The sequence below is a fragment of the Rhodococcus sp. 114MFTsu3.1 genome, from assembly GCF_000383555.1.
Lineage (GTDB): Bacteria > Actinomycetota > Actinomycetes > Mycobacteriales > Mycobacteriaceae > Rhodococcoides > Rhodococcoides fascians_E.
In genome coordinates, this window is record NZ_KB911545.1 from 33,734 (window position 1) to 54,224 (window position 20,491).

The 20,491-nt window shown below is 62.9% G+C and carries 20 protein-coding genes; 5 read left to right on the top strand and 15 right to left on the bottom strand.

Annotated elements, in window-relative coordinates; translation table 11 throughout:
* Nucleotides 1-10: 10 nt before the first annotated feature.
* The 5 genes from H292_RS0103090 to H292_RS0103115 all read right to left on the bottom strand — a co-directional run bounded on the left by H292_RS0103090 (nucleotide 11) and on the right by H292_RS0103115 (nucleotide 5,579).
* Nucleotides 11-415, bottom strand: coding sequence for a nuclear transport factor 2 family protein (locus H292_RS0103090; protein WP_019665237.1), 405 nt, complete (start codon nucleotides 413-415; stop codon nucleotides 11-13).
* A complete protein-coding gene (locus H292_RS0103095; RefSeq protein ID WP_020110380.1) occupies nucleotides 412-1,893 on the bottom strand; it encodes an aldehyde dehydrogenase in 1,482 nt (493 codons plus the stop codon). Before H292_RS0103095 ends, H292_RS0103090 begins: the two co-directional genes overlap by 4 nt.
* A 431-nt stretch (nucleotides 1,894-2,324) precedes the next feature.
* On the bottom strand, nucleotides 2,325-3,152 hold the full coding sequence (locus H292_RS0103105; RefSeq protein WP_231383737.1) for an HpcH/HpaI aldolase/citrate lyase family protein: 828 nt from the start codon (nucleotides 3,150-3,152) through the stop codon (nucleotides 2,325-2,327).
* 13 nt (nucleotides 3,153-3,165) lie between these two features.
* Nucleotides 3,166-4,332 carry a CaiB/BaiF CoA transferase family protein gene (locus tag H292_RS0103110; protein ID WP_019665233.1) on the bottom strand — a complete coding sequence of 389 codons (1,167 nt, stop codon included), beginning with the start codon at nucleotides 4,330-4,332 and terminating at the stop codon, nucleotides 3,166-3,168.
* Nucleotides 4,333-4,373: 41 nt separating this feature from the next.
* Nucleotides 4,374-5,579 carry an FAD-dependent oxidoreductase gene (locus H292_RS0103115; protein WP_020110381.1) on the bottom strand — a complete coding sequence of 402 codons (1,206 nt, stop codon included), beginning with the start codon at nucleotides 5,577-5,579 and terminating at the stop codon, nucleotides 4,374-4,376.
* A 115-nt stretch (nucleotides 5,580-5,694) separates the two neighbouring features.
* Here H292_RS0103115 and H292_RS0103120 point away from each other — a divergent pair, with 115 nt between their 5' ends.
* Nucleotides 5,695-6,654: a LysR family transcriptional regulator gene (locus H292_RS0103120; protein WP_037187985.1), complete on the top strand. Its 960-nt coding sequence runs from the start codon at nucleotides 5,695-5,697 to the stop codon at nucleotides 6,652-6,654.
* On the opposite strand, the gene H292_RS0103125 is transcribed toward H292_RS0103120, so the two are convergent.
* The 8 genes from H292_RS0103125 to H292_RS0103160 all read right to left on the bottom strand — a co-directional run bounded on the left by H292_RS0103125 (nucleotide 6,618) and on the right by H292_RS0103160 (nucleotide 13,608).
* The gene (locus H292_RS0103125) at nucleotides 6,618-7,832 is read right to left on the bottom strand and encodes an NAD(P)/FAD-dependent oxidoreductase (RefSeq protein WP_020110383.1); all 1,215 of its coding nucleotides are present in this window, start codon (nucleotides 7,830-7,832) and stop codon (nucleotides 6,618-6,620) included. The genes H292_RS0103120 and H292_RS0103125 overlap by 37 nt on opposite strands.
* Complete coding sequence (locus H292_RS0103130; protein WP_019665229.1) at nucleotides 7,829-8,650, bottom strand: hypothetical protein; 822 nt, start codon at nucleotides 8,648-8,650, stop codon at nucleotides 7,829-7,831. The genes H292_RS0103125 and H292_RS0103130 overlap by 4 nt, the downstream gene beginning before the upstream one ends.
* Entirely contained in the window at nucleotides 8,647-10,038 is a 1,392-nt protein-coding gene (locus tag H292_RS0103135; protein WP_020110384.1) for an MmgE/PrpD family protein, read from the bottom strand. Before H292_RS0103135 ends, H292_RS0103130 begins: the two co-directional genes overlap by 4 nt.
* Complete coding sequence (locus H292_RS0103140) at nucleotides 10,035-11,231, bottom strand: cytochrome P450 (protein WP_020110385.1); 1,197 nt, start codon at nucleotides 11,229-11,231, stop codon at nucleotides 10,035-10,037. The genes H292_RS0103135 and H292_RS0103140 overlap by 4 nt, the downstream gene beginning before the upstream one ends.
* On the bottom strand, nucleotides 11,228-11,419 hold the full coding sequence (locus H292_RS0103145; RefSeq protein ID WP_019665226.1) for a ferredoxin: 192 nt from the start codon (nucleotides 11,417-11,419) through the stop codon (nucleotides 11,228-11,230). Before H292_RS0103145 ends, H292_RS0103140 begins: the two co-directional genes overlap by 4 nt.
* Before the next feature lie 191 nt (nucleotides 11,420-11,610).
* The gene (locus tag H292_RS0103150) at nucleotides 11,611-11,895 is read right to left on the bottom strand and encodes an antibiotic biosynthesis monooxygenase family protein (protein WP_019665225.1); all 285 of its coding nucleotides are present in this window, start codon (nucleotides 11,893-11,895) and stop codon (nucleotides 11,611-11,613) included.
* Nucleotides 11,892-12,407 carry a flavin reductase family protein gene (locus H292_RS0103155; RefSeq protein ID WP_020110386.1) on the bottom strand — a complete coding sequence of 172 codons (516 nt, stop codon included), beginning with the start codon at nucleotides 12,405-12,407 and terminating at the stop codon, nucleotides 11,892-11,894. The genes H292_RS0103150 and H292_RS0103155 overlap by 4 nt, the downstream gene beginning before the upstream one ends.
* 1 nt (nucleotide 12,408) lies before the next feature.
* The gene (locus H292_RS0103160; RefSeq protein WP_019665223.1) at nucleotides 12,409-13,608 is read right to left on the bottom strand and encodes an acyl-CoA dehydrogenase family protein; all 1,200 of its coding nucleotides are present in this window, start codon (nucleotides 13,606-13,608) and stop codon (nucleotides 12,409-12,411) included.
* 590 nt (nucleotides 13,609-14,198) lie between these two features.
* Between H292_RS0103160 and H292_RS0103165 the strand changes: the two genes are divergently transcribed.
* A complete protein-coding gene (locus H292_RS0103165) occupies nucleotides 14,199-15,140 on the top strand; it encodes an NAD(P)H-binding protein (RefSeq protein ID WP_020110387.1) in 942 nt (313 codons plus the stop codon).
* Between the two features lie 140 nt (nucleotides 15,141-15,280).
* Complete coding sequence (locus H292_RS0103170) at nucleotides 15,281-16,639, top strand: MFS transporter (protein WP_020110388.1); 1,359 nt, start codon at nucleotides 15,281-15,283, stop codon at nucleotides 16,637-16,639.
* A 34-nt stretch (nucleotides 16,640-16,673) separates the two neighbouring features.
* Here H292_RS0103170 and H292_RS28505 read toward each other — a convergent pair whose 3' ends face one another.
* Nucleotides 16,674-17,519, bottom strand: a complete 846-nt coding sequence (locus tag H292_RS28505) for a winged helix-turn-helix transcriptional regulator (RefSeq protein WP_331271159.1) — start codon at nucleotides 17,517-17,519, stop codon at nucleotides 16,674-16,676.
* Nucleotides 17,520-17,549: 30 nt separating this feature from the next.
* Here H292_RS28505 and H292_RS0103180 point away from each other — a divergent pair, with 30 nt between their 5' ends.
* The gene (locus tag H292_RS0103180) at nucleotides 17,550-18,485 is read left to right on the top strand and encodes an SDR family oxidoreductase (protein ID WP_019665219.1); all 936 of its coding nucleotides are present in this window, start codon (nucleotides 17,550-17,552) and stop codon (nucleotides 18,483-18,485) included.
* 125 nt (nucleotides 18,486-18,610) lie between these two features.
* Here H292_RS0103180 and H292_RS28335 read toward each other — a convergent pair whose 3' ends face one another.
* Nucleotides 18,611-18,775 carry a hypothetical protein gene (locus H292_RS28335; RefSeq protein WP_020110390.1) on the bottom strand — a complete coding sequence of 55 codons (165 nt, stop codon included), beginning with the start codon at nucleotides 18,773-18,775 and terminating at the stop codon, nucleotides 18,611-18,613.
* Nucleotides 18,776-18,831: 56 nt separating this feature from the next.
* Here H292_RS28335 and H292_RS0103190 point away from each other — a divergent pair, with 56 nt between their 5' ends.
* Nucleotides 18,832-20,472, top strand: coding sequence for an alpha/beta hydrolase (locus tag H292_RS0103190; protein WP_020110391.1), 1,641 nt, complete (start codon nucleotides 18,832-18,834; stop codon nucleotides 20,470-20,472).
* Nucleotides 20,473-20,491: the final 19 nt, after the last annotated feature.

Here is a 20,491-nt window from a genome sequence, read left to right on the forward strand (position 1 = left end):
GCTGGTTCCTCTACTGGTCTTTGCGTGAAGTACTGGATGAGGTCGGGTCGACGCCCACTTTGTTCAGGAGCCGTCCGCCGTCCGGGGACAAGCTGTAGATGGCCAGGCGGACGATCTTTCCGTTGCGAACAGTGAAGAAGTCACCGAGCACGACCGTCGACCCTGCTGTGTGGAGATCGATCTCCACGGCCACGTTCTCACCGTCGGCGATGACGTGCCGTGGAGACGGCGACATTGCGCCCGGTGCCAACCCACCGAAGTACATCCGCGATATCGCTTCCGCACCGGTGAGGGTCCCAGCTGCATTGTGCAACAGGGCATCTTCGGCGAACAGGGCACTCACCGCGCCGGCGTCACCTGCCCGCACTCCGGCGAAGTACGCGTCCACGACCTCGACGGGACTGGCCGCGGTCATGACTGCAGGTAGCGGGTCGAGGCGTACACGGACTGGTACTCGAGGTATGCGTCGATGGCTTCGGGTCCCAGTTCGCGCCCGATTCCCGAGTCCTTGAATCCACCGAACGGTGCGCCGAGATCCAGTGTGTAGTAGTTCAATCCGATGGTTCCGGTGCGAACGCGTCGAGCGACTGCCAGGGCACGGTCCTCGTCGGCACTCCAGACGGATCCACCGAGGCCGTAGTTGCTGTCATTTGCCATTCGTACCGCTTCGTCGTCCCCGCCATCGAACGGAATGAGTGCCATCACCGGGCCGAAGACCTCCTCCCGCGCCAATCGGTCGGAATTGTCCACATCGGCGAAGACAGTGGGCTGAACGAACCATCCACGATCGAGGCCGTCGGGACGTCCACCGCCGGTCACCAAGCGTGCATTCGAGTTCTTGGCGATCTCGACGTAGCCGAGCACCTTGTCGCGGTGGCCGCTGGTCGCCATCGGGCCCATGGTGGTTTCAGGATCGAGTGGATCGCCCAGGGTGTAGGCATCGGCGAAACCTGCGATCGCATCCACCACCTCGTCGTATCGAGAGCGCGCGATGAGAATGCGCGACTGCGTCGTACACGTCTGGCTGTTGTTGAGGAACGAGGCGTTGTCGAGACCCGCGAGCAGAGTGTCGATGTTCGCGTCGTCGAGGACGATCGCCGCGGACTTGCCGCCCAGCTCCAAGGTGGAACGCCGGAGCAAACGCCCGCATTCCTGTCCGATGATGCGACCGGCCTCGGTGGAGCCGGTGAAGGCAATCTTGTCGACCAATGGATGCGAGACGAGCGCGGCACCAGCGTCGCGGTCGCCGAGCACGATGTTCAGAACTCCAGCCGGCAATCCGGCCTCCTGAGCCGCGTCCGCGAACACGTACGAGTCCAGAGCCGTCTCGGGTGACGGCTTGAGAACGACCGTGCAGCCGGCAGCGAGCGCAGGGGCGATCTTGAACATCGCCAGAGCCTGCGGGAAGTTCCACGGGGCGATGGCACCGACGACACCGACAGGGAGTCTGCGAACGATGGTCGATCCGGCTTGGCTGGGACGAATTTCTTCGAGTTCAAGGTGTTCGACGACGTCTGCGTACATCCTCAGCAGTGCGCCGGGGGCTCCGCCGTTTAGTGCTTGGGACAGCCCGAGAATCATGCCGTTCTCGCGGCTGACCAAGGATGCGGTATCGCCTGCGCGGGCGTCGAGCGCATCGGCGAACGCGCGAAGAACGACTGCGCGTTCAGCGGCTGTCGTGCGCCCCCACGGCCCCTCGTCCAGCGCACGCCGTGCGGCGCGCACAGCGGCGTCGATATCGCCCGCGCCGCCGAGCGCGGCAACTCCGATGCGCTTTCCGGTCGCGGCCTCGATCTGGTCCCGTAACTCGACCTGGACCGGGTCAGTCCAGTTCCCATCGATGAAGAAGCGGGTGCGGTCCAAGCTGCTCGGCCGGTCGACGGTGACTGACATTGAATTCTCCTTGAGACGAGGACGGTGCGTGATCTCCCGACACCGAGTGGGGGTGCCCGACCGAGCTCGACGCGTGCTGCGTCGAGATCTCGATCACTGTCGATTTTGTGCCCTGCACCACAGCGTGCACAACGCCAGGATGTTCTCAGCGCCCATGCTCCTGACGTATCGCCGCAGGTTGAATGACATGACGGCAGATCCGACCCGTTGACACGGCGGATACTGTCGGGGGCATGTCAACGACGAGAATGCGCTACGTGCAGTGTCCGTGCGGAACGCTGATGGAAGGCGCCACCGACGATGTTCTGGTAGAGGAAGTCCATCAGCACCTTCGGTCTGAGCATCCTGGGCTCGAGTACCATCGTGACCAGATTCTGGCGATGGCGTACTGACCGTCGACCGTCGCAGCGGTGTTCAAGCCCGCCGACGGATCAGTTCGATGGCAGACCTCGTAGCAGGCGGTGCGCCGCTGCGAGTATCGGCGCGTCGACCATGCGCCCGTCGACCTCGACCGCTGCACCACGAGAGGCAGCAGCGACGATCCTGCGGGCTCTCTTCACGTCTTCCTCGCTGGGGCGCAGCGCATTCCGGATCGGTTCGACCTGCGCGGGATGGATCAGAAGTTTGCCTGCCATACCTAGCTCGACGCCGTGCAGCATGTCGTCGATCGTCGATGCCGAGTCGGTCAGCTCTGTGGTGACCCCATCGATCGGAGCAGGCTTTCCGGCCAACCGTGACGCAAGGACGAGCTGCGACCGGGCGTGCAGCATCGCAGTCCGGGTGGGATGGGCGGCGACGTCCACTGCGTAGTCCAGATGGCCGAAAGCCAGACGCGCGACGGAAGGATCGCGAGCGATGCCGTTCGAATCGTGCACGCCAGCAGCCGATTCCACGAGAGCGATCACCGGACAGCTCAGTGAGCGACGAAGGTACCCGTAGTCGACGATCTCCACGGCCTTGGGAACCATCACGGCAGTCAAGCCCCGCACACCTTGGAGCGCGTCGACGTCTCTGAGGTGATGAAGCTGATCGACGGCATTGATCCGAACACACCCTCTACCTCCTCCCGACAACCATGAAGCAACGTGGGCGCGTGCGCTCGATTTGTTCTCCGAGGCCACCGCGTCCTCGAGATCGAGCACGACGACGTCGGCGCCTGCTGCCGCAGCCTTGTCGAATCGGTCCGGCCTGTCACCGGGAACGAACAGGAACGTCCTGGCGTACGCGACGAGAGCGTCCTTGTCCGCCAGTGTCGGCACACTGGGAAGCTGCTCAGGCACTGGCTGACGCCACACTGGGCGTGGCGAGCCCGAACTCAGCAAGAACTGCGTCGGTGTGCTGTCCGACCTCCGGGATCGGTGCCATCACAGCCTCGAAGTCCGACATGGTCACCGGTGGAACCAGTGCGCGCAGTTCGCCGGCAGGCGATCCATACGACCGCCAACGGTTCCTCGCTATCAGTTGCGGGTGGTCGGCCAGGCCATCCATAGTGCGCAGCAAAGCATTTGCGATGGAAGCATCTTCGAGTTGCGCAGCGACCTTTTCTGCCGTCGAACTCCGGAACACCGCCTCGATGACGGCGCGAAGTTCCGCAGCGTGTTCGACCCTCAGCGAGTTTCGGCTGAAGCGAGGGTCGACGGCGAGCTCGGGTGAGTCGAGGATGCCTACGCAGAACGTAGCCCATTCACGTTCGTTCTGGATACCCAGAAAAACATCGTTCCCGTCGCCGCACGTGAATGGACCGTAGGGCGCGATCGCCGCGTGACGTGCGCCGGCCCGTACGGGCGAAGAACCGCCGTACATCGCATAGTTCAGTGGAAAGCCCATCCATTCGGCCAAGGCCTCCAGCATCGATACCTCGATGGTGGCACCTACTCCACTTCGCTCGCGCCTGATCACCGCCGTCAGAACACCCGTATAGGCGTACATTCCCGAGGCGATGTCTGCGATAGAAATCCCGACTTTGGACGGCTCGTCCTCGGTTCCGGTGATGGAGACCAGTCCCGCTTCGCACTGCACCAGAAGGTCGTACGCCTTCTTGGCCGAGTACGGCCCGCCCTCGCCGTAACCGGAGATCGATACGTGAATCAGCCTCGGATTGCGAGCTCGGAGCTCCTCGGCACCCAAACCCAGCCGTTCGGCCGCTCCCGGAGCCAGATTCTGTACGAAGACATCGGCCCGATCTATCAACGCGTGCACAGCAGCCTGCCCCTCGTCCGTCTTCAGATCAAGCGCGACCGATTCTTTGGAGCGGTTCAACCATACGAAGTGGCTGGCAAGTCCGTTGACCGTTTCGTCGTATCCCCGCGCGAAATCACCGACTACCGGTCGCTCGATCTTGATGACGCGTGCGCCGAGGTCGGCGAGTTGTCTGGTGGCGAAGGGGGCCGCGACAGCCTGTTCCAACGACACGATCGTGAGTCCGTCGAGAGGGTTCATGCTGGTGCTTCTTTCGTTTCGGGGGTGTTCGCCGCTCCGCTTCACACGGTCAGCAGCGACGGGCTTTCGAGCGTCTTGGTGAAATACAGTGCCTCGGCCGCGAATTCTCGGTCTCGCGCCATTCGACGAAAGACCTCGAGGTCCGTTTCGCGCTTGACCGGATCCGACGAGTGGAAGAGCAGCTTCTTGTTCGACGCCGCGCGTGGGCTCGCTTTGTCCACGAACACGGTTCGCCGCTGCCGCGCGTACTCGGTCAGGATCTCGTCGCTCGCTCGGCCACGCGAGACAGCTCCGAGACCTTCGATCAGCGCATACGAGTCGAACAAACCCATGGTCAGACCGAGCCCACCGGTAGGGTTGGTCGCATGCGCGGCGTCGCCCGCAAGCAGCGCGCGACCCGAACGAAAGGCGTTGGCGGCGCGTTGATGCATCCGATAGGGAGACGCTGCGACGACGTCGATACTCTCGGCCACCTCCGGTCCGAACACGGCGGCGAGGAAGGCCGGCATCCGCTGGTCTACCGAATCGGCGGGCAGCGCAGCGTCTTCCATGTAGGTGTAGCGCCACATTCCGTGATCACCGGACTCGTCGATCTTCGCGATGATCGCTCCGTACACGTCGTCGAGGTAGAACGTCGACTGAGCCCATCCGACGCGATCATCGGGAAATCTCACGTTGGTGGCCACGAATCGCTCGGGCCACGTCATGCCTTCGAAGTCGAGCCCAAGGAGTCGCCGAACGGTCGATCCCGCACCGTCGGCACCGACAAGCCAGTGTGAACGCAGCGTGGAGATGCCATCGGGGCCGCGCACCGCGACATCGATTCCCACCGCATCCTGTTCGATCCCGGTTACTTCGTGGCTCCACAGCACACGAACGTTGTCGAAGCCGCGTAGGTCGTCGAGAATGACGGCCGCCAGCGCACCCTGGCCGAGATGCAGGTTGTAAGGCCGGGCGACCTTGCCGTCGAGCGCAGCCAACCCATAGGCGATCGTCTCGCCGGTGGCCCGCACGCGGTAGGCGTAGTCCTGTTTGAGGAATCCGGCGGCGCTCGCTTTCTCCAGCAAGCCGAGGCGAGCGAGGCCGTCCAGTGTGGACCAGTGGTAGACGATGGCGCGCGGGGTGTCCTGCACGGCAGGTGCGCGCTCGACGACAGTGACACTGATCCCTTGTTGAGCAAGCCCCAGTGCGGTCAGCAACCCGGTCGGGCCGGCACCCACCACGATCACTTCTTGGTCTTCGGACACAGTTCCTCCAAACCGCATGCACGGCAGTTCGAGGCTGCCGGTTCGATGTTCACGATCCTTCACTTGGCCGCAGATGGCCAATACCATTGCAATGCCGCTGCCATACACTCGGCGCATGGACATCCGGACTGTCAAATACTTCCTGGCCGTCGCAGACGCCGGATCCGTCACCGAGGCAGCACGAATTCTGCATCTTTCCCAGCCACCGTTGAGCAGCGCGATGACAAAACTCGAGGCCGACCTCGCTGTCCAACTCTTCGAGCGTCACCCTCGCGGCATCACCCTGACCGACGCCGGGCGCTACCTGCAGAGCGCGGGTCGGCGTCTGGTCGCCGAGGAGAAACGCATCACCTCGGCACTCCGGTCGATGGGCCAAGGCCTCGAAGGCGACCTCCGACTCGGCGCCGAACCTATCGGCCTGTGGCACTTCGTCAGTGCCGCCGTCTCCGATTTCGTATCCGAGTATCCTAGAATCACACTGGAATTGGCCGACGCCAATCCGTTGGTGTTGCTCGAGAATCTGGCGAACGGATACCTCGACCTCGCCGTCGTTCCGGTGCTCGCACAGGAGCCGTTGCCGATGGTCAACGAAGTGGCCTTCACAACGACCATCCTCGCGCACTCCCCGCTCACCCTGGTGGTTCCACGCTCGTCCACGTTGAGTTCGCAACCATCCCTTCACCTCTCGGACCTGCGCCGAGAACGATGGATTCTCCCCTCGCGGCTGCCCGGCGCGCGTAGCCTGTCGAGGTTGATCGACGATCGTTTCGCCGTCGTCGGCGGCAGCCCAGATTCCGTCATCTCGGTACCGACCGTCGAGACGGCTGCCAGCTTGGTGACCGCTGGTGTCGGTGTGTCGGTGGTGAGCAGAACGCTCGCGGAACGACATCCGGGAGTGGTCGCGGTACCGGTCGAGGAGGGTTGGCCGGACCTGCCGTTGGGCGTGGTGACCCGACGCGACGGCGTCGTGACACCCGTGGCCGAACGATTCGTCGACATTCTTCGATCGCACGGTGACCGTCACGAGCCCGGAGACGATCACATCGACACAGCACCGGCGGGCAACATGGGCTGAACAGCCTTCCATAATGTCGGACGCCGCAGCAAAGCACGGAGTTTCACGAATTCTGCGCGCCGTTCGAAGGCGATAACGCCCGTGACCGTATCGCCCTTCCGGTACACGAACAACGAACCGCCGTCTTCTCGGCTCTCGACCACTTCTTCGGACCCGGTGAGGAAACCCGCGAACTGAATACGAACACCGTGTTGATCGGACCAGAAGTACGGGACCGTTGCACACTCGATCGAAGGCAGATCGGACACCGTATTTGCGGCATTGATGCCGGCCACGCGCCCGTGTTCGGCCGCGTTCGTCCAGTGTTCGATGCGCATGGTGGCGTCGAATCGCCCGTTCGGCCACTGCACCACATCACCCGCAGCGAATACCCGGTCGGCGGCCCGGAGCGTGGCGTCGCACAGGATCCCATTACCGAGCGTCAACCCCGACGGCTCCAACCACTGCGTCGCCGGGCGTACGCCGATACCGACCAGAATGACGTCGGCGGGTACAGTCCTGCCGCTGGCAAGTCGTAACACTCGGGCGTCGACGGAGTCCTCGACGCCCACCACCCCATCGCCGAGTTCGAGTGTGACACCGCGGTCTCTGTGCAGCGCTGCGTATTCCGCTGCAACCAGGTCGCCGAAACGGCCCAGTGGCCGTTCGGCAAGATCGACGATGGTGACGTCCCGGCCGTCCTTGGCCAGCGTCGCCGCGAACTCGCCACCGATGAAACCGGCTCCGATCACCGCGACAGAGCGACTTCGGTCGGAGACAGCCGCTCGCAGGTCGGCCGCGTCGCCGAATCGTCTCAATACGAACACATTCGGTAGATCTCGAAACATCGGTGGAAGGATCGGTTCGCATCCGATGGCCAGAACCACTGCACCGTAATCGATGTCGCCTCCGCTGGTGCCGACACGTCGACTGGTGACGTCGAGGTTCGTCACGCGGGTATTCAGCTCGAACCGAACACCGTGCTCGCGTAGACCTGCCACGGATGGATAGGTGAGTTCTGCCAGATCGAGGCTGTCGGTCAATGCGATCTTCGACAGCGGGGGACGCTCGTAGGGCAGGTGTGGATCATCGCTGGCCAACGTCACCGACAACTCGGGCGCATGGCGCGTGATCGCCTCCGCCGCGCGCACTGCAGCGACGGAGCCACCGACGATGAGGACGTCAGCGGTGTGTGTCATCGGGCGAGTCCTTCGGTCAGAGTTCCGCGGGCACAGACGACACCCGCGGCGCTTCGTACCTCGGCACCGCTGACGAGCCCCTCCCGAGCAGGCACGACTGTGAAGGTTTGCGGACGAGTCATCGGTGAGATCAGTCGATAGTCGAAAGTTCTGCTCTGCAGCGAGATTCCCTGTCGCCTCATGTGTTCGGCCATCATGAACGCCAACAGCGGGCCGTGTACCACGAGTCCGTCGTAACCTTCCTTACGACACCACTCGAGATCGTAGTGAATCCGATGCGAGTTGTAGGTCAACGACGAGAACCGAAACAGAAGCTTCTCGTCGACCGACAGAGACAGCGACGGTTCGGCCACCGGATCCGTCGCGGGAGCGGGCGTGGGCAAGGGCGCAGATCCACCGTCGCGATAGACGATGTCCTGCTCTTCGCGGATCATCAACTCACCGTTCTGCGTGATCTCGTGCAGCACGGTCGTGAATGTGAGGGCGCCGGTGCGTCCCACCTTGTCCACCGACTTCGCGATGGAGGTGACCTTCGTGGCGGGCTCGCCGATGCGGAGGGATCCGAACGTGGTGACCCGTCCGCCGGCGAACATCCGCCGTCGTCCCGCACTGGGAGGCGCGGGAATGCCGACAACGGCGTGGCCGTCCTCACCGAGGTCGCGCTCGGCATCGCGTGGCAGCAGGTACAGCCAATGCCAGATCGGTGGAACGACGTCGCCGATTCCGTGCGGGGTCTCGATGTCGAGGACTGCCGCCATCGACTCGGCCGGGACGGACGAGATCACCTCGCTACGTTCTATCGTGTTCGGAGAGTTCATGATGTCGGTGCCCTTTCGGCTGTCAGAACGGCAAGGAGTTCGGTCAGGTCGTCAGCGGTGTCCAAGTTCTCGACTGCGGAGACGAGACGGGCTGCCACGTCGGGTCCGACAGCCTCGAGCAGTACGGTCGCCTTCTCCACCACGTCCTCGTGGGTCATGGGTGTCACCGCGGATCCGCGGGCGTCGGTAGGATTCCCAGCGTCGACGGTGATCGTCTCGCCGTCGGTCAGCGCGAAGGTCAGCCTCGGGCCGTCTTCTATCTGGATCGACTCGTCGACGACCATCGACACCTTGTCGAACACAGCGGAGATGCGCGGCTCGGTCAGTCGGGGTGGATCGTAGTCCTGCAAGCCGAGATGACTCCCGCACAATGCGAGGCTGACGGCATAGGGGAGGCTGAACTGCGCGTCGAACACTGACTCGATCGGAGAGACCGACAGCATGTTCACTGCGGTGGAACCGGCGGTGATCGTCACCGATTCGATACTTTCAGGAACCAGGCTACGTTGGGCAACAACAGCTTTTACCGCATCTACCGCGGAGTGACTGCCTCGACAGCAGGCATAGGGCTTGAGGTAGGACGACGCCACGTTGAAGTCGGAGCCGAGATTGCGCAGTGCTCGATCGGCATGCCCGACACCCCCAGCCATCACGGAATACAACCCTCCCCATTCGGCTTCGAACACTCGCCGCGGTCCGGTGATTCCACCGGCTGCGAGAAGCGCTGCGTCGACACCGGTCTCGCCCGCTTTGCCGGGGTGCAACCGCTTGGTGAGTGCGCCGTCGTCGATGAACGCCCAGACACCACCGGTGAAGGAACCGGCGATCCCCAGCGCGTCCGCAAACGACTCGGCCTCTGCGCCGAGGCATTTCGCAGCCGCAGCAGCCGCACCGAGGCTGCCCATGGTTCCACTCGAGTGCCACCCGCGATCGGTATGCGCAGCGAAACCGCCGAGCGCACCGAGAGCGCGATATCCCACGTCGTATCCCGCGACAACAGCGGCAATGAGCTCGCGGCCGCTGCACCCCGCACGCTCCCCTACCGCGAGCGCAGCCGGAAGAACCGTCGAGCCTGCATGTCCGGCACCACCGCCGTCGTCGAAATCTCTTGCGTGAGCTGATGTTCCGTTGACCAGCGCGGCGTGCGCGGGTACGAATCTGTGATCGGTCCCCCAGACCAGTGAACCGGTAGGAGAGGACGAACACGACGCCAGTGCCGTCGTCACCGCTCGCACCTCCGGGGTGGCCGCTCCGACCAGCGCGACGGCGAGCGTGTCGAGGATGTGGTCCTTGACTCCGTCGATCACCTCGGACGGGAGGTCGCCGTATTCCGTCTTCGCCCACAGTTGCGCGAGGTGCTCTGTCACCGAAGGTTCGGGATTGTTCACGAGATGTCCTTCGACACCGACGGCCCGAGTTCCACCGCCAGCGACCCGACCAACCACCGTCCGCCGCCGTGCCCGATGTCGGTGCCCTCGTCGACGACGGTCGCCTCGGGATACCTGTCGAGGAGGAAGCGAACGACCTCTTCCATTTCCACTTTCGCGAGACTCTGTCCCAGGCAACCGTGAAGCCCGGTACTGAAGGTCAGCGGCTGGTTCCGTCGACGATCCAAATCGAAGTCGTCGGGGTTCTCGAACCGTTCCGGGTCGCGATTGGCTGACCAGACGGCCACGTGGACATCGGATCCTGCCGGAATCACAGTGTCGGCAAGTTCGATGTCGGCGGACGCGATCTTGCTGACGATGCCAGGCCTAGGGTAGAGGCGGCATGCCTCGACGACGGCGGCCGGGATGAGAGAGGGGTCGCTGCGCAGCCGCTTCCACGTGTCGCGCTCGCGAAGCAGCGTCCACACCACGAGGCCGGTCTGGTGAGCGGTGTTCACCGAACTGGCCTCGAGCATCGCGGTTGCTTCGCTCAGCAGCTCCTCCGAATCGAGCTTGCCCTCGTCCTCCTGGCGAATGAGGAACGACAGCATGTCGTCGCCGAGTCCGATCTCCCGTTTGCGTGCGATCAACGCGCGCAGATAGGTGAACAGCTCGTCGTACGATGCGAGGATCGAGTCGGTCAGACGTGGATCTCGCTGCAGCAGCGCGAGGGTTCCTGCGGACAGGCGAGCAACGAGCGGGGCATCCTCAGCGGGAGCCCCGGCCAGGTGGCAATAGATTCGAGCCGGAATCTTCTGCGCGATAGCCGCATTGAGGTCGACGGGCCCGCTCGCGCCCCGACCAGGGTCGATATCGTCGAGGATACCGCGTAGTACCGCGCGGATGTCCTCAACAGTGGTCGGTCCCATGAATCGGGCTAGCGGAGTACGCAAACGTATGTGCCGCTTGCCCTCGGCCATGATCACGCTCTTGGAACGGAAGTCGTGAACGGGACCCTCGGTGATACCGAACTGCTCCATCAACGTCAACGCGGCGTTGATGAATCGGTTGTCACGCAGGACTGCGGTCGCGAGCTCGAAGTCCAGAACGGCGAACCCGTAATCGCCCTGCACGAGCGACCGGCCGTCGACGGCACCGCCCGTGTGCTCAGAAGAATCGGGCGCAAAAGGATCGAAGGCGTGAACTGTACTCATGAGCGTGAAATCGCTCCCATCGGGCAGCAGAGCACAACCTCGTCGAGGTCCTCCGCGCGGTCGTCGGTGACGCTGGTCGCGAGCTGCTCGAGCAATCCGTTGTCGGCAATGGCGAACACGTCGGGCATGAGAGCAGCGCAGGTGCCATTGGCGTCGCATCGCGCGAAATCTATCGAGACTTCGATCATGACTGGGTCCTTCCTAACGTTGGCCGGTGCGGTAGGCGGTCGACACCGTCCTTGCGCCCACCGAGCCGGAAACTATGTCCTACGACACAGTCTCGATCTCCTCGGAGTATTTGACAAATATTAAACAGACGCCCCATGCATACATTTCACGTATGCCTGGGACGCCTTCGCCGGACGTGGCTGCAGCGTCATCACAGCTGGTAATGGACCACCCGGGGCGGCCCGGCACACAGTGGCTGCAGAAGCTCTCTCACCTGCGCACCGGCGTCGGACGCCGCGAACATTTCGGTGTGGTCCTCGAGTCGGTCCCAGTGCGCGACAAGCAGGAAAGTACGGGGTGTGTCCACGCTGCTCAACAGCCTGGCATCACTGCACCCGTGCGCACCCAGCAAGAGTGTGCGCACGTCGGAGAACGACGATTCGAGGTCCTTTCCCAGACCCGGTTTCACCTCGATCTCGACGTGTTCGGCGATCATCGCTGACCCGACATGTCGACGAAGCGGCCACGCAGGAAGATCAGCGGCTGCTCGGCATCCCGTTTCACAACGTCGAGTACCTTGCCCACAACGTGCAGGTGGTCCCCGATCCGGTCGACTCGATACGGCGCGCACTCGACGGTGACCGTCGCACCGTCGAGCAGCGGCACACCTCGGGCGGAGCGGGTCCACGCGAGCCCACTGAAGCGATCCCGCCCACGTCGCGAAAACGCGCGACACATCTCCTCCGATTGCGACCCGAGAACATTGATACCGAAAAACTCGGCTTCGGAAATCAGCGGCCACGTCGTGGACCCGAGGTCGACGTAGAACGCCACCAACCGCGGATCCAAGGAAACGGAGGTGAAGGTGCCCACCGTCATTCCAGCCGGACCTGCATCGGTCGTCGCGGTGATGATCGAAACCGACGTCGGAATGTGGCTCATCACTTGGCGATACGCCTCCGGACCGAGAGTCATCGCGGTCGTGCCGTCCGCTGCTGGGACCGTCATGTCAGAGGCCGATGGTCGGATCGTAGTTGCCGAGCAGCTGTCGGCCGTACGCTTCACGTCCGATCTCGGGAGTGACCAGCGCATGCCGTGCGGCAGTCTCGCTGTCTCGCCAGATCCGAGCGAGTACATTGACGTCGGCGAAGGAGCCGGCGCCGTTGGCGGTGAGCAGGTAGTCGATCTCTTCTTTGACCAGCTCAGCCACCACACCGGTGTCGTTTCGAATCCGCGCGAGAATCTCGGGGCTGGGCAACTCGTGCTCGACTGCGGCGCCGTCGATGTCCGAGGCCATCGCGTCGATCAGTAGTTCGGCGAGACGGAGCTTGGTAGCCGCGCGCGCCACACCCAGCTGATGCGTCGGCGAATCCTTGGCCTGGCCGTATGCGGTATAGGCCACGGGCTTCTTCGGCAGCTTCTCGCGAGTCAGCTCTAGCGCGTGACGCCCGAGGCCGATTTGAGGGGCCACGAGTATCCCTGCCGCTACTGCGTTGAACGGCATCGAGGCGATGTGCTCTTCGGTGAACGGCGAACGGAACTTAGAGGCGAACATGTCGGCCACCGGCTGGACGCGGTACTCGGGCACGAAGTGATCTTTGACCACGATTGTGTCGCTACCTGTTCCCTGCATGCCTGCCACGAACCACGTCGGCTCAATGGTGAAGGCCTCGGCCGGAATCAGCGCCATCCCCGGAGCGCCCCCCTCGAGCGTGATGGTCAGGCTCGCCCACTGAGCAGCGAACGACCCCGAGGCATACGGCCACTTTCCACTGACCAGGTAGCCGCCTTCGACCTTCTCGCTCTTGTCACCCGGCGAGAAAATGCCGCAGATTCGTGCACTCCGGTTCGATCCGAACACGTCTTCTTGCGCCTGGGTGGTGTTGGTGCTGCCGTATGCCGTGGCAAGCAGGGTGAGAGCCGTGACCCAGCCGGTCGAACCGTCGCCGCGCGCGATTTCGGCCACTACGTCGCAGGCGGTTTTGAACGTCGCACCCTGTCCACCCCAGCGTTTGGGCACCATCACGTGGAACAACCCCGCCGACGCGATCGCATCGATTACCTCGGGAGATACTTTGCGGTTCCTCGTGGCATCGGCTGCGTGTTCGCGAATGAGCGGAATCAGCGCGGTGGCTCGGGCCACCAGGTCTGCGTCGGACACCTCGATCGCGTCGAGATCGGCGAGTTCGTTGTTGGCGAGCTGGGTCATGATCGTGTCTCTTTCTGATGAGAGGACGGATCTCGATGGGGTTTGGTGACCCCGATCACGTCTGGCTACTCAAGAATGTGACGCGGCCGCCACTGTCGCAATGACACAAAGTTGGCCGATTCCATGCACCAAGCACATCGAGGCTGGTGATCGGGATCAAATGAAGCGATCGACAAGGTCGCAGACCCCGAATCATCGGCCACCCCGACCGACAGCAGAAGGGTACGAAGTGGTCGGACTGGTGGGGTGTGCCACCCGGACGCCCAGTGCCTTGTGTCGAAGATCGACAGGAGAGTCGACGTCACCAGGCTCGGCCTCGATCGCCCTTTCGTCGAATCCTGCATGACACCTACCGAAAACACTCGGCTTGCGCCATTGCACGAAGCTCGCGTCCGCTGGCACGCCGTTCGGTGCAGGCGAGCGATGCTCGCCGACCTTCTGAACTGGGTCGATGCTCGTTACGTATGGAGTGCACGACGATCTTGACTGTGGACCGCGAGGCTCGGCAGTGGTCGGATGTAACTCACGTCACAAGCAGTGGACGCGGAAGCGGTACGACATAGTCCTATCGCCCACCACAAGGAGCACACATGAGTCGAACAATCATCAGTGGAGCATCCGGAGATCTCGGACGCCGAGTTACCGGACTACTCCTCGCAGCAGACCCCGACCGAGAATTGATCTTGACCACCCGCACGCCCGAGAAGCTGGCTCACCTGAAGTCGGACAAAGTCCAGATCCGGCACAGCGATTACCAATACCCGCCGACGGTCCAGGACGCGTACGAGGGTGGTGACGTGCTCTTCCTCATCAGCGGTCTCAACCTCGGACGGCGTGTGTCCGAGCACCGTGCCGCAATCGCTGCCGCGCAGCACGCGGGCGTCCAGCACATCGTGTATACCTCGGTCGGCGGAGTCCAGCCGGGCAACCCGGCACTGTCGGCTCGCGATCACTTGCAGACCGAAGCCGACCTGCGAAACTCGGGAATCCGCTACACCTTCTTGCGCAACCATCTCTACGCAGAGATCGTCAGCAACATTCTAGTATCGCCGGCCGTGCCGTCGGGCGTCCTGTCGCAGGCCACCGGCGACGGCATGTTCGCTCCCGTCGCCAAGGACGACGTCGCCCGCTCCGCGGCGGAATGCCTCATGCACCCAGAGGCACATGCCGGCCGGATCTACGAGATTACCGGTCCTGAGCTCCTCGACTTTCACCAAATCGCTGCCCTCGCCTCTCACCTGCACTCCTCTCCGCTCGAGTACAAGCCGGTATCGGAAGAGGAGCGTCTGAGCTTCTTCGACGCCGTGGGAATACCCCGCACCTACGACCCGAACATGCCCCCCAGCCCCGATGGTCATCTATGGGCCAGCGACGAACTGGTCTCTGCCGAAATCGGTCTGGCACAGGGATTTCAGGCACTTCAGAGCCGCCACGTACAGCAGATCACGGGGCGTGAGCCGGAGCCGCTCGCCAGCGTCATGGAACGAGTTCGCGAAGTTCGCTACGACAAGATCGACGCGACCGTCGCGTGAGATTGCGCCAGGAGCGTAGCGACGACGACAGTCGTTGCTACGCTCCCGGCATCGTTCCTGAAAGACGGTCTCCTCCCGCCTCGCGCCTCCTACCCGAAGCCTCTCGGAGGCCTAGACACACCATTGATGGAGCCAAGGACATGAGTACCCCTGTCGACCCGACACGGACCGAGCAGTCCCCGCACGCTCGCGACCCCGGTGACGATCGGACGCGCGCGAAGCAGATACGACGCGTAGTGTTTTCCAGCTACCTGGGCAGCACCATCGAGTACTACGACTTTCTGCTGTACGCGACGGCTGCGGCCATCGTGTTCGCGCCTGTCTTCTTTTCCGATCTCTCGCCGGTGGCGGGCACGATTGCCTCGCTGGGGACGTTCGCGGCCGGATATCTGGCACGACCGTTGGGAGGCGTGATTTTCGGCCACTTCGGTGATCGCTTCGGACGCAAATCGATGCTGCTCGTGTCGATGTCTGTAATGGGCGGTGCGTCGTTTCTCATCGGCCTGGTACCACCCGCGTCTGCGATCGGCTCGTGGGGGGCGATCATTCTGGTGCTGCTGCGAGTGGCGCAAGGCATCGCCATCGGCGGCGAATGGGGCGGAGCCACATTGATGTCTTTGGAGCACGTAGGAGATCGCAGGCGCGGATTCGCAGCGGCATTCACCAACGCGGGAGCCCCGACTGGATCACTGCTCGGAACAATCGCTCTCGCGGTGGTGACGCGACTTCCTGAGGACCAATTCCTCTCGTGGGGATGGCGAATTCCGTTCCTGTTTTCCGCTGTTCTGCTGTTGCTCGGCTTGTTCGTCAGAAGCCGCGTCGCCGAGAGTCCGGTGTTCCAAGAAGCCATGGCGCAGCGTGAATCAACCGGTAGCGCATCTCTTCCCATCATGCAGATACTGCGTCGGCCACGAAATGTGATTCTTGTGGCCGGAGGCTGCATGGCCAGCGTCGCGATTCAGATCATGTTCGCCACGTTCGGGGTCGGCTACGCAACGAACTCCGGGGTCGACCGATCGGATGTTTTGGTCGGGTTCGCGATCTGCCAATTCATCGCGATTTTCGCGCTGCTCGGTTTCGCCAGACTTTCGGACCGCATAGGACGGCGGCCGGTGATGCTCGCAGGCCTAGCCGGCTTCGCATTGTTCGTGTTTCCGATCCTGTCCATGCTCGCGTCCGGTGATACCGCATTGGTCACTCTCGCATTCATACTGGGCTTCAGCATGTTCCAGTCCGCGACGTTCGGGCCGATGGCGGCATTCATCGCCGAACAGTTCGGTACGTCGGCTCGATACACCGGCGCTTCTCTGGGGTACCAGGCCGCGACACTTCTCGGAGCCGGTTTCACACCCGTAATCCTCGTGTCGCTGCAAGCAGCCGCGGACGGAAGCGTATATCCGGTCGCGGGATTTATGATCACACTTTCCGTAGTCAGCGCAGTTTTCATCGCTTTCACTGGAGAGAGCAATGATCGAGATCTAGCGACGTACCAACACTGACCGCATTCAACCCACGCACCTGTACCGATGGATTCTATGAACAGTGCCCACCGGGACCACATTCAGCCGTAGTGTCACCACGCGATGCAGAGTCGTACGATGCACGAGCCTCATCGATTTGGTCCGAATGTCGGAAGCCCCAGTCGATCACGGTCATGATCAAGTCGGACAGTTCCCGCCCTAAAGGCGTCAGAGCGTACTCGACGTGCTTGCGAGCGTCGGCAACCTCGGTTCTGGTGTACATACCGTCGCGTTCGAGCATCCGAAGATTGTGGGTGAGCATCTTCTGAGACAGCGGATGACCGGGATCCAGGGTCCCAAGTAGCCGTCTCATGGCCGACGGGCGCAGCGAACCGACCCGCGAGGTCACCAAACGCCAGTTCCTCCAATAGTTTCCGACGTGTCCAACGATCCCGACGACTGGGGCGTTTCTGTCCCTGTCGAACTCCAGAAGCAGCGCCGCCAGGTTGCGGAAGAGGTCGCGCGAAGCGTCTCTGCCATTCCGGCTGTGGGCTTGTACCCGCGGGATCCGCGCTGCATCGCTGGCAGAAAGAATCTGTTTCGGATTGGCGTCGTGTTGAGGACGAGTGGAGTGAAAAGCGGATCGGGTGTGCACCGATCCACATCCAACACTGTCGAATCTGGTTGCATGTGAGCACCTTTCATAGCGGCGTGAGACTTCGGTCACGTTACGTGCGTCACAGTTGCGTTGACAATTGGGAACCTTTAAGTGCCTTGCTCCCTCAGGTTCGTCGGTGCCTGCGACTCTCGCAACAGGCACCAATGGAGTCGGACCCGATCCTTCATGCTTGGCACGCATGACTGCAGCCAAGTACGTGATGTTGCCTAGGTCACTCCATCGCGTCACGATGGACCGCATTACAAGTTTCGACCTTGATGGAGGATCTTCGTGACCCGGATTGTTATCAGCGGCGCGTCAGGCGATTTGGCCCGCCGCGTCACCAAGCAGCTAATCGCCGCGGATCCGCTTCGCGACCTGACTCTCGTCACCCGAACTCCCGCCGGCATCGACGTCGACGGACCGAATGTCAGCGTTCGTCCCGGAGATTTCGCAAAGCCCGAGCTCTTCCACGAGGCATACCGCGGCGGCGATATTTTGTTCCTCGTGAGCGGCCTGAATCTGGGTCGTCGAACTATCGAACATCGAAACGCGATCGAAGCGGCGAAGAAAGCAGGAATCGGCCATATCGTCTACACCTCGGTCGGTGGAGTACAGCCGGGCAATCCGGCTCTGTCGGCCATTGATCACTACGAGACCGAGCAAGACCTGCGCACCAGCGGCTTGGCGTACACCATACTGCGAAACGCGCTCTACGCCGAGATCGTCAGTGCGATTTGGCTGGCACCCGCCGCGCGCGAAGGAGTGCTCGAGATGGCCACAGGGCAGGGGGCTTTGGCACCGGTATCCAAGGTTGATGTCGCACGGGCGGCGTCAGCCATCCTCACTGCCCCGGACAGGCACGTGGGGGCCGTGTACGAAATCACGGGACCCGAGCTTCTGTCGATGACCGAAATCGTACGTCTCGGATCGGAGGCCTTTGGCACAGACATTTCATACAGACCCGTCTCGGAACAGGAACGGCTCGACTTCTTCGACTCGGTCGGAATGCCGCGCACCTATGACCCGAACATGCAACCTAGTCCCGACGGTCATATGTGGGCGAGTGACGAACTGGTTTCAGCCGACGTAGCGGTTGCCTGCGGCTACCAGGCGCTGCTGTCCAGACACGTCGAACAAATCACCGGGCAGCCGCCCATTTCACTGCGCTCGGTGCTCGACACCATGAAAGGTGTTCGGTACGACCGGATCGGCACTCTGGTGTAATCCAGTTGCTACAGCTCGATCCACCTTCCGTCACTCGCTCACTCGTCACGGTGTCGAAACGGTACACAGTCCGCTGAGCTGGGGTTCCACCGTCGATCGACTTGGTTGGGGCGGTCCAAACCGACTCAGAATCCGAAGAAGGCATCCAGCGACGTACGAATACCTGTGGTGTCGACGATGCCCACGCGGCGGTCGTCCGCTCGGCCCGCCGGTACTTCGAGCACATCGGCGCCCGCGAACACGCACTCGCGCTGGAAGAACCGGGCGCTGCGGGCCGCGGCGTGATCCACAACCGTCCCGACTGACAAACGGCCCCGTACCGCGCCTTCGGTTCTACTATGTGACGATGCACTCGCTGCGGCTGTTCAGCTCGCGACTCGAACCGGCCGCTCTGTTCCTCGGCGTCGTGTTCTTCGCCTTCTCGATGACCCCGTCCCTGCTGCCGCGCGCCTGGTATCTGCAGGGCGTCGCGTCGGGCATCAGCATCGCCACGGGATACGGCGTCGGCTGCGCCGTGGTGTGGCTGGTGCATCGGTGCGGAATTCGTCCTCGATGGTCCGATGCGACGAAGCGCTACGGGTGGTGGGGTCTGGCGGTGTTCACCGCGATCGTGGTGCCACTGTTTCTGATACTCGGATCGTGGTGGCAGCAGATCGTACGACAGCTCGTCGAGGTCGACGTAGAAGGTCCGGGCCGAATCCTCTATTTGGCAGTACTTCTCGTCGCAGTCGTCGTTGCCGTCCTCCTGCTTCTCGCCGCTCGCGGACTACGCTGGTGCGCTCGTCGGCTGGCCGTTCTGTGCACGAGGTTCGTACCGATCCCCGCGGCGAAGGCAATCGGAATCGCCGTCGTCACGATCCTGACGCTGTTCGTCGTCAACGGAGCGGTGAACAACGTTCTCATCGCGACCATTGCCAGCTCGTCCAAACTGGCCGACAAAGGTAGCCACCCCGGCGTCGAGCAGCCTGACGCGATGGAGAAATCGGGTTCACCGGACTCGTACGAAGACTGGGATTCCCTGGGAATGGAGGGGAGGCGATTCGTCGCGTCCGGCCCGACTGCCGAACAGATCGAATCGTTCACCGGCGCAGATGCTCTCACGCCGATCCGGGCATACGTCGGGGCTGCGGAGGCCGATTCGATCGACGAGGCCGCCGACCGCGTCGTCGCGGAACTGGAACGTACCGGTGCGTTCGACCGGGCCGTCGTCGCCGTGGCCACCACCACCGGACGCGGCTGGGTCAACGAAGCCGTCGCCGGATCGTTCGAGTACATGAACGGCGGCGACACGGCGATCGCGTCGATGCAGTACTCGTTCCTGCCCAGCCCCATAGCGTTTCTCGCAGATCGCGATTCACCGCGTGAAGCAGGACGCGCGCTGTTCGACAAAGTGTACGACGCAATCCTCGAACGCCCCGAGGGCACGCGGCCCGAGTTGGTGGCATTCGGAGAGAGCCTGGGGGCGTACGGCGGGCAGGACGCCTTCGGTGGCGCACGGGACATGGTGGCCCGCACCGACGGTGCTCTGTGGGTCGGTAACCCCAACTTCACCAAGCAGTGGGCGGAGACGACGGCGGACCGCGACGCGGGTTCACGCGAGATCCTCCCGGTGATATCGGACGGCCGCTACGTCCGGTTCGCGGGCAGACCTAGCGATCTCGACATCGGCACTCCCTGGGCCGAACCCCGTGTGGTGTACTGGCAGCACGCGTCGGATCCCATCACGTGGTGGTCGCCGGATCTTCTTCTGCATCAACCGGACTGGCTGCGCGAGCCCCGAGGAGTCGACGTCGACCCCGGCGTTCGATGGTTCCCGTTCGTCACCTTCTGGCAGACGACGTTCGACATGGTGTTCTCCACCGACGTTCCGCCGGGATACGGCCACAACTACGGCGAGGACGCCGTCGACCTGTGGGCCGAGATCCTTCAGCCCGAGGGCTGGACCTCGCAGGACACCGAGCGTCTTCGCGAGATCATCGCGGGTTGAGATCCCGCACTCGGGGTAA